Raw genomic sequence first — 15,360 nt, 5'->3', positions numbered from 1 at the left:
AGCGAGAGGCCGGTCGGCCTCTCGCTCCGGGAATCGAAAGGAAAACAGATTCTACTTGCCGCAAATCGTGACGTTCAGCGCCTGGGTCACGTTTTGGATACGGTTGCCCCAGGTATACCCCTGGCGGTTACCGGCGAACAGAAGCGCCACCGGGTTGGCGTTAGCGTCGTTGGTGACGATCAACGAGCCGGAGTCCCCGCTCTTGGAGAAGCTCGCCGAGGTCAGTACCTGATCCACAAATCGGGTATTCGCACCGGCATAGGTGAGGGTTACCGTAGCGTTGATGCCGATTACGGTGCCGGTGGTTCGAGCGGTGGTGCGGCCCACTTTCTGAATGGGCAGGTTCAGCGACGCGTTCACCAGTTGGGTGTTCGGCTGGCCGTAGAAGCCATTCGGGGTCGAGCACTGAACCATCGAGAAATTGGTCGCCGCAATCGCGCAATCCACGGTGTTGTTAGCATTCGAGCCGGTCTGTACCTGGACAAAGTCGGCCAAGTGGCCTATCGTGTCGGCCCAGAAGCCGGAGCACTGCGGCTTGTTATCGTAAAGTCCGGGCTGGCCGACCGGCTCATTGATGGAGGCGGCGTTCTCGCGAGCCAGCACGTGGTTGTTGGACAGAACAAAGGGATTGCCGCCCCGGTAGACCACGCAGCCGAAAGTCCCGGCCACACACACGGTGTAGTTGCCGACCGAGTATCCCATCGGAACCGGACGAGTGGCCCGCTTCTTGAAATCGACAGGGGCAAACATCTCCGGCCGGTCAGTCACCAGGCGGCGCACCGCGACGCCTTCGACCGAGGCCGGTATCCGCGAGTTGTTGGGACGGTCGGTCAATACCAGCAATACCGCCTTGCCGTCGACGTCCATACCGGTAGCTGTGCCGAAAACACCTTCGATCTTCTCCAGATCGACCGCGTGGCGGTTCTGCACCGCCATAACCTTGGCGACATCAGCCGCCTGTGGCGGCAAGAGCGCCGCCGATGACAGTCCGGCCGGATCGTAATCCGGCGCCGTTGTCGGCTCCTGCGAGCAGCCCAGCCAGACCAGGCTGGTGGCAATCGCCAGAACCATCACTGTCAGAGAGTACTTGCTCAGGCGAGAAAAGAGCATACGCGAACTCCTTTGGGTGTAGGGTTACCTGTGACTTCTATGGGTGAACAGCATTTTGACGCCAACGTTGGCCAATGCCCAAAACGCTCGGGCCTGCAGTGAGCCGGAGACTCAGGTGACGATTCGGTTTGATTCATGATCCTAATGCAGGGTGAAGGATAACTTTGTGGGCAGTCTTTGTCAACTATTATTCCTGCGGCGAGTGCATTTTTTGCGGAGTACGGCGGCCTCGCTGCCCGGCGCGGCGAGCCGGGCACTTGGTGAGGTCATGGATCCGACGCCCCGGTGGCCCACCCGCTTGCGGGCGGGATCTAGACTTCTCTCGCGCTACATTGACCCACGATATGCTATCGGCCTGCGCCGCGGTGTGCTCACGGCTGGGCCCGGCCGCAATTCCCCCTGTCCCTTTGGCGGAACTTCTTGTATAATCTGTACCTTCTTAGGAATAACGATATGATTATCAGACGCTTAATGCGCTCCCTTGCCCCGGCGTCGGCGGCTGCCTTCATGATGCTGGCGCCCGGCGGCTGTGGTGAAGGTCAATCAAAACCGGGGAGTGGCGCCCGGCCGGGGGGCGGCGGCACACCGGTCGACGCCATTATCTTGCAGCCTCAACCCCTCGAAAACCGCATTACCGCCACCGGCACCCTTCTCGCTAACGAAGAAGTTGAACTACGCTCCGAAATCTCCGGTCGAGTCACGGGGATATTCTTCAGCGAGGGAAGCCGGGTCGCCAAAGGCACGGTGCTTTTGAAAATCAACGACCGTGAACTGCAGGCTCAGCTCAAGCGCAAGGAGTTCGAGCAGGCTCTCGCCGCCGACGAGGAACGCCGCCAGCGCGCGCTGCTCGATATAAGCGGCATCAGCCGCGAGGACTACGACAAATCGCTCAATCGGCTGAACATGATCAAAGCCGAGCAGGAACTGATCGAATCGCAACTGGCCAAGACAGAGATTGTTGCTCCGTTCGACGGGGTAGTCGGGCTTCGCTATGTCAGCGAGGGCGGGTACGTCTCCCCCAATATGCTGGCGGCGACCATGCAGGACATCGACCCGATGAAAGTCGAGTTCACGGTGCCGGAGAAATACGCCCTGCTGTTGCGTCGGGGAACCGAGGTCACGGTGCAGACCGGCGAATCCGACGAATCCGTCTCCGGCACGATCTACGCGGTTGAATCCAAAGTCGACCCCGGCACCCGCACGATCAAGGCGCGCGCCACGATCGCCAACCCCGGCCAGAAGCTCATTCCCGGATCGTTTGCCCGGGTGGGGATTACGCTCGAACGAATACCGGATGCGATTGTGGTCCCCTCGCAGGCGATTATCCCGGACCTCAGCGGGGAGAAAGTTTTCGTCTGTGTTGATGGCGTCGCCAAGGCGGTGAGAGTCCAAACCGGACTTCGGGCCGAGAAAAGTACGCAGATCACAAACGGCCTCCGCCCTAACGACACCCTCCTGGTCACGGGCCTGTTGCAACTGACTGAAGGGATGCCGGTCCAGATTAACCTCTCAGGCGAAAAGCCGCGTCCTGCCCTATGAATCTATCCTCGACCTGCATTGAGCGACCGGTCCTGTCCACCGTGCTCTCCCTGCTGATTCTGCTCTTCGGCGGGGTCGGCTTCCTGTTCCTCGGCGTGCGCGAGTTTCCCAGTGTCGACCCGCCGATTGTGACTGTCACTACCAATTACACCGGGGCCAATGCCGACGTGATCGAATCGCAAATCACCGAGCCGCTCGAGGAATCGATTAACGGTGTGGCGGGGATACGTACCCTGAGTTCGACCAGCGCCGATGGCCGCAGCACGATTACAGTCGAGTTCGAGCTGGGCGTCGACATGGAAGCCGCGGCCAACGACGTACGCGATCGGGTGTCCCGGTCACTTCGCAGTCTGCCCGCTGATGTCGACCCGCCGGTGGTGGCCAAGTCCGACGCCGACGCCAGCCCGATCGTATCCCTGACTATCCGAAGCAACCGCCTCAGCCTTCTGGAGCTTTCCGCCATCGCCAACGACGTCTTCAAGGAGCGCCTTCAGACCATTCCGGGGGTCAGCGAAATCCGTATCTGGGGCGAGAAGAGATACGCCATGAAGCTGCTGATCGATCCGGCCCGGCTCGCGGCGCACGGGTTGACACCGCTCGACATTCGCAACGCGCTCAGCCGTGAAAATGTCGAGCTGCCTTCGGGGCGGATTGAGGGTTACAACACCGAGTTGTCCATTCGCACTTTTGGACGGATGTCCACCGCCGATGAATTCAATGACCTGATTATCAAAGAGGAGAAGGGCTCACTGGTCCGACTTCGCGATGTCGGCCGCGCGGTGCTCGCCCCGGAGAACGAACGCACCCTGCTGCGCGGAAATCGGGGCGTGCCCATGGTCGCGGTGGCAATTACGCCGCAGCCGGGGTCGAATCATATCGCTATCGCCGATGAATTCTACCGCCGGGTCGAACAGATCAAGCGCGATGTACCGCCCGATCTCGAATATAAAGTCGCGATGGACACCACCGCCAATATCCGGCGGGCTATTACCGAGGTGGCCGAAACTATCGGCATCGCCTTCCTGCTGGTGCTGCTCGTGATTTTCGTCTTCCTGCGCCACTGGCGCACGACTATCATCCCGATGCTGGCTATCCCGATCTCGCTTATTGGCACCTTCTTCATCATGTACCTGGCCGACTTCTCCATCAATATCCTCACCCTGCTGGGAATCGTGCTCTCGACCGGTATCGTGGTCGATGACGCTATCGTGGTGATGGAGAATATCTACAGCAAAATCGAGCGTGGGATGCCTCCCCGCGAGGCCGGACACAGGGGTTCGAAGGAAATCTACTTCGCCATCATTTCGACTACGGTTACACTCGCCTCGGTCTTCCTGCCGATTATCTTTCTGAAGGGTCTGTCCGGCCGCCTGTTCCGGGAATTCGGAGTCGTTGTAGCCGGCTCGGTGCTGATCTCCGCGTTTGTCTCCCTGACTCTGACTGCCATGATGAGCGGCCGCACGCTCCACAGGAGCGAGCACAACAATCGTCTGTTCGAATGGAGCGAGCGGATGTTCAATCAACTGCAGGCCGGGTACCGTCGCACGCTGGACATATTCATTCGGCGACGCTGGCTCGCGCCTACGGTGATGGCGCTGTCGGTGGCTATAATCGTCGGCATCGGGTCGCTGCTGCCATCGGAACTTGCCCCCATGGAAGACCGCAGCCGCCTGGTAGTCAACGCCACCGCTCCGGAGGGGACATCGTATGAGGCGATGGCCGACTATATCGGACGGCTGATAAGCATCGTGGATACGCTGCCCGAACGGGACGCCATCATGTCGGTGACCGCGCCCGGATTTGGCGCTACCAGCGCGGTCAACAGCGGGTTTGTGAGAATCAACCTGATCTCACCAGACCAGCGCGATCGCACCCAACAGGAGGTGGCCGACGCCCTCACCGCGAGAGTTCGACGCGAGACCTTTGCGCGCGCCTACGTCACTCAGGAGCAAACCATCGGCGGCGGGCGCGGCAGTGGCCTGCCAGTTCAATACGTTATTCAAGCCCCCACGCTCGATCGACTCAAAGCGGCTGTCCCTGAATTCCTAAAGGCAGCCCAGGCCGATTCGGTTTTCCAGGTGGTTGATGTCAACCTCAAGTTCAACAAGCCGGAGATGACCATCCGGATTGACCGTGACCGCGCTCGCGCCCTCGGGGTAACGATTCGTGATATCGCCGAAACCCTTCAGCTATACTTTAGCGGCCAGCGCTACGGCTATTTCATTCTCAACGGTAAACAGTATTCCGTGATCGCGCAGGCTGATCGCCCGGATCGCGACGAACCTATGGACCTCAGTTCCGTCTATGTCCGCAACAACCGGGGCGACCTGGTCCAGCTCGATAATGTCGTGACACTGTCGTATCGCAGCAATCCGCCGCAGTTGTACCGCTACAACCGTTACGTGGCGGCCACAATCAGCGCGTCGCCCGCGAAGGGGTACACTCTTGGTGACGGGATAGAAGAGATGGACAAAATCGCCGCAAACATGCTGGACGGGTCATTCTCTACCAGCCTGGCCGGTGTAGCCAAAGACTATGCCGAAGGCTCCAATACGCTGATGTTCGCGTTTCTTCTGGCTTTGACTTTGGTCTACTTGATTCTGTCCGCTCAGTTCGAGAGCTTCCGCGATCCACTGATCATCATGTTCACCGTACCGCTCGCTCTGGCAGGCGCGGTTCTTTCGCTCTGGCTGTTCGGGCAGACGCTGAATATCTTCAGCCAAATCGGCGTGATTGCTCTTGTGGGGATTGTCACGAAGAACGGCATCCTCATAGTCGAGTTTGCCAATCAGCGCAAGACGCAAGGATTGAGACTGCGCGAAGCTGTTATCGATGCCGCCGCTCAGCGCTTCCGCCCGATCCTGATGACCAGCCTGGCAACTGCATTCGGCGCCGTGCCGATTGCGCTGGCGTTGGGCGCCGCCGCGAGGAGCCGCGTCTCATTGGGTATAGTAATCATCGGCGGACTGCTATTCTCACTCGGATTGACTCTTTACGTTATCCCTGCGCTGTACACCTATCTCTCGCGAGAGAAGATACCTACTCAGGTCCCTGTCACCGAACCGGTGGCAGTAGAGTAAATGTCGGGTTGGGAACAATCGACAAACCCACAGCAAGCCGTTGGCTGCCTACTATAGCCGAGCCACACTCGATCATTTCATGGCGGAACCGACCAGCACAGCCGCCAGCGCCACGGCAACAATGACCCCTATAATCACGAACGCCAGTCCGCCCTCGCTGATCCCCACATGCGTGCGATACGGGTCAACCGCCAGCGTCTGATCCTGAGCGCGACGTTCGATCCGCCGCTTAAATCTGATCCGACTGTTGTCGAATTTCTCGAGCAGCTCCCATCCCGCTCGGGCTTCCTCGGCACACAGGCTCTGAACCGCTTCGCGGCTGGAAAACCGGCCCGTGGCAGAGCGAACGATTTTGAATTCCCAACCGGATAGATCACCGCTGTTATACCGGGTCATTTCCTCTTCCTCTTTTTGCTCGCGGCGCCGTTTCGCCGCTGCGGCCGCCGCTCCACCGGCGCTATACATTCGCGAAACTCCTTAATTCGGATACAAAACTATTTGTCGTCCAGGGACATGTCAACCAGCGTGGTGCCCGGCATGAACTCGACATTAGTACTACGATAACCCGAACCTATTCGATTGGCGCGGGAACAAATCGTCGAGACAAATTGTCTTGGATTCTGAAGGAGCATTTATGCCGTCCACCAAGATCAGAATCATCGGCTATGTCGTAGTCCTGCTGGGCTTGCTCTTTCTGGCCGCGAGCAAGGGCCTGCGCAGCGAAAACAGCAAGGGTGAGAGTATGACGCTTAACAAGCTGACCCCCTCCGAAGAACGTGTTATAGTTCATAAAGGCACCGAAGCCCCGTTTACCGGGCAGTACTGCAACCATCACGAATCCGGCACGTACACGTGTAAGCAGTGCGGCGCGGCCCTGTTCAACTCTACCGATAAGTTCGACTCCGGCTGCGGCTGGCCCAGTTTCGACGACGCCATAGCCGGTGCTGTGAAGCAGTCCGTGGATGCCGACGGTCACCGGACCGAGATCACCTGCGCCCGCTGCGGCGGGCACCTGGGGCACGTCTTTTTCGGCGAGCGCTTCACCGAAAAGGACACGCGCCACTGCGTCAATTCGATCTCGCTAAACTTCGTGCCGGCAACCTCGACCGCCAAAACCGGCACTGCCTATTTCGCGGGAGGTTGCTTCTGGGGGACCGAGCATCTCTTGAAAGAAGCAGACGGTGTCATCAGTACCCGGGTCGGCTACATGGGCGGCTCAAAGGATAATCCGGACTACAAAGAGGTCTGCACCGGAAACACCGGCCATGCCGAGACGGTCGAAGTTGTGTTCGATCCGACCAAAACCAATTTTGAAACCCTCGCCAGGCTGTTCTTTGAGATTCATGATCCCACCCAAGTGGATCGCCAGGGACCCGATGTCGGCGATCAGTACCGCTCGGCGATATTCTATACCGACGATGCCCAGAAACAGACATCGCAGAAGCTGATTGACATACTCAAGGGCAGAGGGTACAAGGTCGCCACAGAATTAGCGATGGCCGAATCGTTCTGGCCGGCGGAGGACTATCATCAGGACTACTACGATCGCACCGGTAAGACCCCCTATTGCCATATCTACACGAAGCGGTTTTAGCCGCGCTATTCGCGTTTGCGCCTGATCGGCAGCGGCCGGGCGGCATCGCTCGGCGCGCTGATCTTCGCCGCCCACGCATTCTGACGTGCGATGTCGTCATCGGTGACCACGCGCACATCAAGCAGCCCGTCGGATCGCACGCCCGTTCGAATGTAATTGGCCTCCGCCAGGCACTGGCTCCATCCCGCCAACCAGCATTTTAGCTGCTCTAACTGTTGCGGCTCACCGCGGAAGTGCACGATCAGATCTACATCGCTGCTCGGCCCGGCGGTGGCGTTCTTGGTGCTGCCCAACAAGTAAAGATTGACCACCCCCAACTTATCAGCGTCGAGCTGCCGCGCCAGCCGCTCGATCATCTGCATTCGCCAGCGCCAATGGCGCTCGCCTGACACCGGTTCGGCCAGTTCCTCGGCGGCGGTCGGCCGAACCCAGCTGGCCTGACCCTCGAATACCCCCATGGCCATACCCATGTCGGCGTTCATGAGGATATTCAACACCTTGCCTCCCGATGCCGACGGCACATCGATCACCCGCACCGTGTCGCCCAACTGGGCAAATTCGGGCGCCAGGTCGACCAGTGAATTGTGCGAGTACAACAGGAAATGCTCGTTGAATATAGTCCCTTCCTCGTCGGGATACAGCGGCAGATACCTGATTCCCGTCTCGACTAGGTCCTGGAAGAAATGCGTTCCGAATGACAACTCGGGAATGTATGAACCGCGACGGCGCGCCACCTCGATCAGGCAGCCGGCATTGCTGATATCGGCGTAGGTGACACTTACACCAAGGCGAATGTCTCCCCGGCTGCCCCAGCGCCCGGGACCGATCAGCACGAACTGCCGCTTGGGCAGAAGCTTGTTGAGATACCCCACCGCCCGGCCCACCTCCAGCATCTCCGAGCGCGTCTCCAGCGCCGCATACCGGTGCGGTTCGACATAAACGATGTGCGTGATGTTCGGCACCTGGCCGTTGCCGATGTGCTTACCTGTCGTGAACAGGATGTCATGCGCGGGCGCATTACGAGGAATGGCCGCGGGCGCGTCCGAGCCGGATAGATTCTGCGGTCGGCATTGCAGCAAGTAGAAGTGACGGCCGTCGCTGGCAAACTCAATATCCACCGGCACGCCCAGCGTTTCGCGAAGTGTGTCCAGAATCGCCTTGACCTCGCGACAGAAATCGGTGCGCTTCACCAGACCGTCGAAAGTCACCACCACTTCGCCGGGGCCGAGCTCGGTCTGCATGGGCGACGGGGTCCGCAGGTGGTGGAACTCGTACAGCGAAACCATGTCGTGAATGCCCGGCAGCTCCTCGCCGCCGTTCTCGAGGAAGTGTCTCAGATCGATAGTCTCAAAGGCGTTGGTTTCGAGATTGAGCACGTCGAGTCGCCGCGGCGAATAGTGAGCAATCTCTTCGGGATCGGTGGTGACGCGTATCGACGGATTCCCAGGCGCCAGAAGAACCGGATAGTCATCGTTGAGGCGGTCCACCGCTCTCGTGCCCAGGCCGGGCACCAGGCGCAGAAGGCCGTCCTCACGGTCGATTCGCGGCGACCACCGGAATTCGTTGTTGCTGAACGCCACCCCGGCGACAGTCGGCAGGAAGTACTTGCCCACCCGATTTCCGACCACCTCCTGGATCATGATCCCCATTTCTTCGTTGACGTCGATCAATCCGCGTTCAGCGCGATACTCCATCGGGTCAGGGCCGAACATCGAGGCGTACACCTCGGCGATCGCATCGAGCAGTGCCTCCAGCCGTTTTCGCTTGGGTCCCTGATTGGCCAGAAAGAGACTGCAGTACTTGCCGGAAAACGCAGCACCGATGCGATCTTCGAGCAAACTGGAACTGCGCACGATAAGCGGACGTTCGCCCAGTTCGTCGAGCGCCACCGAGAGGCCATTGACAATATCCGCGGGGAAGTGCGCGTTCTTGAACGTTTGCACGATATGAGGATACTCGAAACGCACCTGGCTGAGCGGTTTGTATTTCTGCTCGACCACCTCGTCGAAGTCGTTGTAATGCATGAAGTGGATGAGCGAATCGGACGCTACGTACCATGTGCGCGGCACGCGCACGTCGGCCAAGAGCTCATTGCGAGCCGCTTTCTTTTTCAGGATCTGAGTTGCCAGATAAAGCCCGGCGCTTTTGCCGCCCAGTCTGCCCTGGCTGCTCGACGTATACACGACCCGGCTGAGCAGTTGATAGAAGTCGCGCACCTCGATAAAGTTCTTGGCGACATTGATATACTGCAGCTGATCGGAGAGCAACCGCCGGATAAGCGACACTTCGATTCCGCGCTTGTTCGGCGAAACCGTATCGCCAACCTCATCGGCCAGGTGATGGTACCTGCGGATGGCATCGGCTACATCCGAGAGCGACAGGTTGCGATTCACTACCTGCACCAGGTAAGACAGTTTGTCTTCCTGAATCCATTTCTGGACCAGGCGAAGCGCGTCCTCTTCTGTCAGGTTCTCGGCCGCGATACGAAGTACCTCGGATACCAGCGCGGAACTGAAATGGATTGTCTGCAGGCGATGCGGCTGGTTCCACTCCCCCCGAAGGACATCCTCGGCCTTGGCTACGTCCTTGGCAAATCCCTCGAGCAGTGACTCCGCGTCCTTCACGCCGCTCCAGCAGAGATGGTTGAGCATTCGGCGCACCACCCGGAGGTAGAGGCTGCGGTCGGTCTGCTCCAGCATTTGTAGAACGATCCGCCATTCTTCGCGCTGCGGTTCAGGATCGTGCCTCCCGAACTGGACCGCTGACTCGCGCACCCGCTGGTGCGAAAGCCGCTGTCCGATTCGAGTAGCGATCGTCCTCAGCAGGCGAGCCTCCTCTTTTAGGAACGGCCCGTTTTCGCCCGAGGGTGTACGGTGGATGTAGTAGACGCTCACCCGCCCTACCGGCCTGCCGCTGGAGTTAATCTCGGCGTGCAGCCCCCAGGCAGTCTCGATGAAATTCGGCGATGTCCAGATCTGGTCGCCGATCTTGATGCGCGCCACGCAGGCCTCCGGATGCTGCCAGCCCGGGGGAATCGCCTCGATTATGCGCGGGCAAACGTCTTCGATCGTCTCCTCGAGACGCCCAAGGGCCTCCTCGACCCGATACAAGCAGTCGAGCTCCCTCGCCTGGCTCTGCAACTGGCCGAGCAGGTCACCGTCGGAATTCTGTTCGGGCAACACCGGTTCGCTCATATCTGGTAAACAATAATAACGGGGCCGGGTTGGCGAAAGCCCTCATCTTGCCCGCCAGCAAGAAGTCGACTGACGCAGCCCGGCCCGGAAAAAACGTCTCATGCAAGCCACGTACTTATGCTGGGGCCTTCACACCCAGCCGCGTTCGTGGCAGGCCCGCGCGACGCGATCGATCGCGATCACGTAGGCGGCGTCACGCATGTACAGACTTCGCTTCTTCGACAGCTCGCTGACCGCCAGGAAGGCGTTGGTCATCTTGACATCCAGCTTCTGCAGGACGTCGTCCTTTTCCCAGTAGTAATTCATGTTGCTCTGGACCTGTTCGAAGTAGCTGCACGTTACTCCGCCGGCGTTGGCAAGGAAATCCGGAATCAGGAAGATCCCTTTTTGGTGGATGACCTTGTCCGCGTCCGGAGTAGTCGGGCCATTGGCGCCCTCGGCAATAACACGCACTTTAGGGCTGATCCGCTCTGCGTTTTCTCCGGTCACCTGATTTTCGAGTGCCGCCGGAATGAGGATATCGACCTCCTGCGAGATCCACTCGCCGCCGTCGACTATCGTATAACCCTGGCTCTTGGCCTTTCCTTTGTCGATCCCGCCGAAGCGGTCGGTGATTTTCTGCAGACCATACAGATCGACCCCGTCCTTCTTCAGGAATGAGTACGACTTCTGGTCCGACTGATCCCAGCAAGAGACACAGACTACTTTGCCGCCGAGGCGCTGAAAAAGTTCGATCGCGTACTGGGCCACATTACCGAATCCCTGAACCGATGCGGTGGTCTTCTCCAGCGGCAGGCCAAGCTGCTTGAGCGCTTCGCGAATCGTATAGACCACGCCGTAGCCGGTCGCCTCGGTGCGGCCCAGCGACCCTCCCATCCCCACCGGCTTGCCGGTAATGAACCCCGGAAACTTGCCGCCCAATATCCGCTCGTACTCATCCAGCATCCAGAGCATGTGCTGGCCGGAGGTCATGACATCAGGCGCCGGCACATCGGCCACCGGTCCGACATTGCGCGCCAACTGCCGCACCCAGCCGCGGCAAATCGCTTCTTGCTCGCGCTCACTTAAATTGTGCGGGTCGCATATCACGCCCCCCTTACCACCGCCGAGCGGAATATCTACAACAGAACATTTCCAGGTCATCCACATAGCCAGGGCGCGGACCGTGTCGATCGTTTCGGCTGGATGAAACCTGATTCCCCCCTTGCACGGGCCGCGTGCATCGTTGTGCTGCACGCGAAACCCCTGGAACACCCGCACTGTGCCGTCGTCGGTACGAATCGGAAGCAAAAACTTGTATTCACGAAGAGGTTCGCGCAGGAGCGCCCGCGTGGGGGGATCCAGATTCAGCAGGTCGGCGACATGATCGAACTGTGTTTGCGCCATATGAAAGGCGTTGAAAGCCGGACGGCCTTTGCCCGTTTCCGATGAGCCGTGCCCGGCGGTTTGGCTACTCATACTTCCTATCTCCCATTAACTTGGTTGGTTGTTTTCCGAGCCGGTAAGCCATGACGCGCAAACTCATTTCAATGTCCATCCAACAGCCAAAAGTATTATCGACCGTCGTCAGTCACTCAAATAACTCGAGCCTTTGCGCCATTCCGGACCAGTAGTCAGGCATCCCACGACCGGTTATCTGGTTAGGGTCGCGTCTGATACCTCTTCGGACCGCCAAACAACAATCGGCCCGGGCCAAAGTCAAGCCGCCCGACACGAAACCAACCGCTCATGGAGCCACCCAAAATGGCTCCACAGTTTACACCGGACAAAATAGCAGAAAACACCACCAAATTCATCCTTTTTTATGATCGGCTTGGAGCGCATGGGGTTTGCCTCCACAGATAAGGCTAGTGCTGCGTGCTGTCGGGCAGAGTCGCCCTGACAGCACAAGGGCGCCATTAGCGCGCTTTGGCCCGCGGCAGACTTTCCGGCAGTGTCTCCACGAACGCCCGAATTTCATCCCTGACCCGGCGGTAATGGGATAAAGCCTCTTCCTCCGACCGGGCGTCTTTAGCCAGTTTTGGCGGGTCATCGAACCCCCGATGAATCTTGATCGCCTTCCCCGGAAACACCGGACAGGCGCGGTCGGCATCAGCGCAAACGGTGATCACGTAGTCAAACTCGAGCGCGGGCAATTCGGCCAGAGTCTTGGATTGATGGCCGGAAATATCGACCTCCGCTTCGCGCATGACCGCGACTGCTCGCGGATTGAGACCGTGGCCGACCGTGCCCGCCGAGTACGGCTCGATCTGGTCGCCTTTTAGATACCTGGCCCACCCTTCGGCCATCTGGCTCCGGCACGAGTTCCCGGTGCAGAGGAAGAGGAGTTTGAGTTTCTTGTCAGATGTGCTCACCGATCGCCGACTCCGTTCTGTTCGGCTTACCCTCGCAAAAGGTCATCAATACAACGTAATGCGTCCGGTTTTCGTATTCAAGATTTTCTTCACACGTTGTGTGACCCAGTTATTCTGAACTTTTGGGTTAAGAAATCACTTGACAAGTTAGGCAGAGTGATCCACCTCGGAGTTGAGTGCGGGCGATTCACGCCCGGCATGGAGTAAACATATGCGTGTCACCAAGGGATTGTTTATTGGAGTAGTGGCTACCGGTCTCGGACTGGCCTGCCTGTGGCCTTTCGGTTGCGACGATAACCCCACCAAACCGCCGCCGGTGGAGGCGAAAAACTATGTTTTCTATTGGAATCGCTACGTTACTGATTCGACGTTTTTCGGCTACCACACACTCACTGGCGAGATCGACTCGTTCTTTATTCCAGGAACGCAAGTGTATGATATGAACGTATCAGCCGATGGCCGGCGGCTCTTCATCAGTTACAGCGACAAAACCAGAGTCTTCGGCACCGAGGACTACAAGCCGATTGTTGACCTGCCCTACTCTGGATGGTACGGGGTTGCGGTTTCGCCTGACAATCGTTACGTCGCGGTCCAAAGTGGGAACCTTCGTATCATATCGTCACAGAACTACTCAGTGGTTTACCAGGATACGCTGGGAGTAAATCGGTCGATTTTCAGTGCCAACGGGAGTCGACTGTACGCCCCAGGTGCCAGTTCATCCTGCCGCTCGATTTACCGGCTGGACTTAGAAAAGGGCTTTGAGTCCGATTCCATCTGCATACCAGACGACTTCCCTGTATTCAGAGTTGTCCCGTCCCGAGACGAGAAGTTGTTATTCATCTTTCGCTCGCTTGGCAACTGTTATATGTACCTTGATGTTTTTGACGTCGCCGGGGATAGTCTCATGTTTCGCGATCTGGTGGCGCCGGGGTGCGGGGATATGGCAGTGTCGCCGGACAAAGAGCATTTGTATTTTACTGGCCCGGGCGACCTGCACGGCTGGCCCCCTCACGCCTATTCATTTGCCAGGTATCATATCGGGAATAAGATTATTGATTCTATATGGAGCGCGAGTATATGTGAATTCAGTGACCCTACGCCCGCATTCGGAAGCGATCTCGCATTGACTCCAGACGGGCGGACATTGGCAATCACAGACGGCATCGTCCGTAACCGCCTTGTCCTTTACGATTGCCAATTGCAGGACACTATAAGGGTCCTTTGTTTTCCGGGCATTGGTTTCTGGCATGTCACGTGCCGGAATGGCAGATAAACCATTGAATTCGAGAAAAGCCCAGGCGTTCTCAAATCGTCGACCAACCGTGCGATTGTTCGCAAGATTTCACTTGACAACTTCGCCCGCATAATTCGCTTTACCACTGGGTGCGGGCGAGTCAGGCCCGGCATGGAGTAAACATATGCGTGTCACCAAGGGATTGTTTTTTGGAGCAGTGGCTACCGGTCTCGGACTGGCCTGTCTGTGGCCGTACGGCTGCAACAAGCGGCCGACCAAGCCTGAACAGCCAAAAGAGTACCCGGTCTATGTCGGTGATTTGGCTGGCCCCAGGCTCTTTACTTACTACCCCAGTACACGACGTGTGGATTCGGCGACAATTCCGTGGGAGGCAAACTGGGGTATTACTGCCTCCGCCGATGGCAAGTGCCTTTACTTGGCTACGGATTCCAATGTCGTGGTCATAGACCCCTCAACTCGCAGTGTGCTTGCTGAGCTCCCTTACCAGCGCAGTCGATCTGTCGTGGTGTCGCCGGACAATCAGCTGGTTGCCATCACGGGGAACGATCTCTTCATTCTGAGCACGGTTGACTACTCGGTCCTTTTCAGCGATACCGACATGACCGAATATGGCCGTTTTTCTTCCGACAGCAAGACATTCTACTGTGCGGCGGGCTGGAGCACTAGCACGCGAGGCTTCGTGTACAAGGTAGATCTTGCCCACGGACAATTCCCGGTCGCGCGATTACCCATGGCGGACGGAGGGGTTGTGCATGTTGTTCCGTCATTGGACGAAGCCAATCTATTCCTGTATCTGGATCTTTCACCTCTGTGGACCTGGGCGTTCGAGGTTTACAACGTGGCGACGGATTCGATCATCTTTCGCGACATAATGGTGCCTGGCGCCGGAGAAATCGCGATGACCTCGGGCGGGAAGTACGTCTTCTACACTAATCCCGGCGTTCACAGTGGCGAACCCCCCCCGCCGGGAACGTTTACTGTCTTCGATGTGGCGAAGAATCAGATCCACAACACGGTATCTGCGTACGACTATGTCCCTCCCACCTGGTGTGGCTGCCCACCGTACACGATGGCTGTCACGCCTGATGACCGATGGCTGGTTCTTCTGGGCGGAGGAGGGTTGGGACAGTTCGTTGTTTATCTGTATGACATAAGGAAGGAGGTATTTGTCGACTACCAGGACCTCGGTCGTGGGGCGTTTCTTGTCAACCCCACGGTTCAGATGATGAGATGA

Annotated in this window: 10 protein-coding genes; 5 read left to right on the top strand and 5 right to left on the bottom strand. The window is 58.2% G+C overall.

What is annotated here, in order from left to right:
- Window positions 1-51: 51 nt before the first annotated feature.
- A complete protein-coding gene (locus AB1772_08500; protein ID MEW5796390.1) occupies window positions 52-1,110 on the bottom strand; it encodes a hypothetical protein in 1,059 nt (352 codons plus the stop codon).
- 453 nt (window positions 1,111-1,563) lie between these two features.
- On the opposite strand from AB1772_08500, the gene AB1772_08495 reads away from it, so the two are divergent.
- Window positions 1,564-2,649: an efflux RND transporter periplasmic adaptor subunit gene (locus AB1772_08495; GenBank protein ID MEW5796389.1), complete on the top strand. Its 1,086-nt coding sequence runs from the start codon at window positions 1,564-1,566 to the stop codon at window positions 2,647-2,649.
- Entirely contained in the window at window positions 2,646-5,729 is a 3,084-nt protein-coding gene (locus AB1772_08490; protein ID MEW5796388.1) for an efflux RND transporter permease subunit, read from the top strand. Before AB1772_08495 ends, AB1772_08490 begins: the two co-directional genes overlap by 4 nt.
- Window positions 5,730-5,801: 72 nt before the next feature.
- Here the strand turns inward: AB1772_08490 and AB1772_08485 are convergent, their stop codons facing one another.
- Window positions 5,802-6,194 carry a hypothetical protein gene (locus tag AB1772_08485; protein MEW5796387.1) on the bottom strand — a complete coding sequence of 131 codons (393 nt, stop codon included), beginning with the start codon at window positions 6,192-6,194 and terminating at the stop codon, window positions 5,802-5,804.
- Between the two features lie 277 nt (window positions 6,195-6,471).
- On the opposite strand from AB1772_08485, the gene AB1772_08480 reads away from it, so the two are divergent.
- Window positions 6,472-7,323: a bifunctional methionine sulfoxide reductase B/A protein gene (locus tag AB1772_08480; protein ID MEW5796386.1), complete on the top strand. Its 852-nt coding sequence runs from the start codon at window positions 6,472-6,474 to the stop codon at window positions 7,321-7,323.
- Window positions 7,324-7,328: 5 nt separating this feature from the next.
- Here AB1772_08480 and AB1772_08475 read toward each other — a convergent pair whose 3' ends face one another.
- From AB1772_08475 to AB1772_08465, 3 genes are all read right to left on the bottom strand, one after another.
- Window positions 7,329-10,517 carry a PEP/pyruvate-binding domain-containing protein gene (locus tag AB1772_08475; GenBank protein MEW5796385.1) on the bottom strand — a complete coding sequence of 1,063 codons (3,189 nt, stop codon included), beginning with the start codon at window positions 10,515-10,517 and terminating at the stop codon, window positions 7,329-7,331.
- A 129-nt stretch (window positions 10,518-10,646) separates the two neighbouring features.
- Entirely contained in the window at window positions 10,647-11,975 is a 1,329-nt protein-coding gene (locus tag AB1772_08470; protein ID MEW5796384.1) for a Glu/Leu/Phe/Val dehydrogenase, read from the bottom strand.
- Between the two features lie 440 nt (window positions 11,976-12,415).
- On the bottom strand, window positions 12,416-12,871 hold the full coding sequence (locus AB1772_08465; GenBank protein MEW5796383.1) for an arsenate reductase ArsC: 456 nt from the start codon (window positions 12,869-12,871) through the stop codon (window positions 12,416-12,418).
- Between the two features lie 211 nt (window positions 12,872-13,082).
- Between AB1772_08465 and AB1772_08460 the strand changes: the two genes are divergently transcribed.
- Together AB1772_08460 and AB1772_08455 are read left to right on the top strand one after the other, a co-directional pair.
- On the top strand, window positions 13,083-14,144 hold the full coding sequence (locus tag AB1772_08460) for a hypothetical protein (GenBank protein ID MEW5796382.1): 1,062 nt from the start codon (window positions 13,083-13,085) through the stop codon (window positions 14,142-14,144).
- Window positions 14,145-14,289: 145 nt separating this feature from the next.
- A complete protein-coding gene (locus AB1772_08455) occupies window positions 14,290-15,360 on the top strand; it encodes a hypothetical protein (protein ID MEW5796381.1) in 1,071 nt (356 codons plus the stop codon).

The sequence above is a fragment of the Candidatus Zixiibacteriota bacterium genome, assembly GCA_040752815.1.
GTDB lineage: Bacteria > Zixibacteria > MSB-5A5 > GN15 > FEB-12 > JAGGTI01.
Note: the sequence above shows the minus strand (reverse complement) of the source record. Positions and strands in the feature narration are given on the sequence as shown.

Coding starts and splice junctions, on each gene's coding strand:
- AB1772_08500 (MEW5796390.1), bottom strand. CDS start 1,110: ATGCTCTTTTCTCGCCTGAGCAAGTACTCTCTGACAGTGATGGTTCTG.
- AB1772_08495 (MEW5796389.1), top strand. CDS start 1,564: ATGATTATCAGACGCTTAATGCGCTCCCTTGCCCCGGCGTCGGCGGCT.
- AB1772_08490 (MEW5796388.1), top strand. CDS start 2,646: ATGAATCTATCCTCGACCTGCATTGAGCGACCGGTCCTGTCCACCGTG.
- AB1772_08485 (MEW5796387.1), bottom strand. CDS start 6,194: ATGTATAGCGCCGGTGGAGCGGCGGCCGCAGCGGCGAAACGGCGCCGC.
- AB1772_08480 (MEW5796386.1), top strand. CDS start 6,472: ATGACGCTTAACAAGCTGACCCCCTCCGAAGAACGTGTTATAGTTCAT.
- AB1772_08475 (MEW5796385.1), bottom strand. CDS start 10,517: ATGAGCGAACCGGTGTTGCCCGAACAGAATTCCGACGGTGACCTGCTC.
- AB1772_08470 (MEW5796384.1), bottom strand. CDS start 11,975: ATGAGTAGCCAAACCGCCGGGCACGGCTCATCGGAAACGGGCAAAGGC.
- AB1772_08460 (MEW5796382.1), top strand. CDS start 13,083: ATGCGTGTCACCAAGGGATTGTTTATTGGAGTAGTGGCTACCGGTCTC.
- AB1772_08455 (MEW5796381.1), top strand. CDS start 14,290: ATGCGTGTCACCAAGGGATTGTTTTTTGGAGCAGTGGCTACCGGTCTC.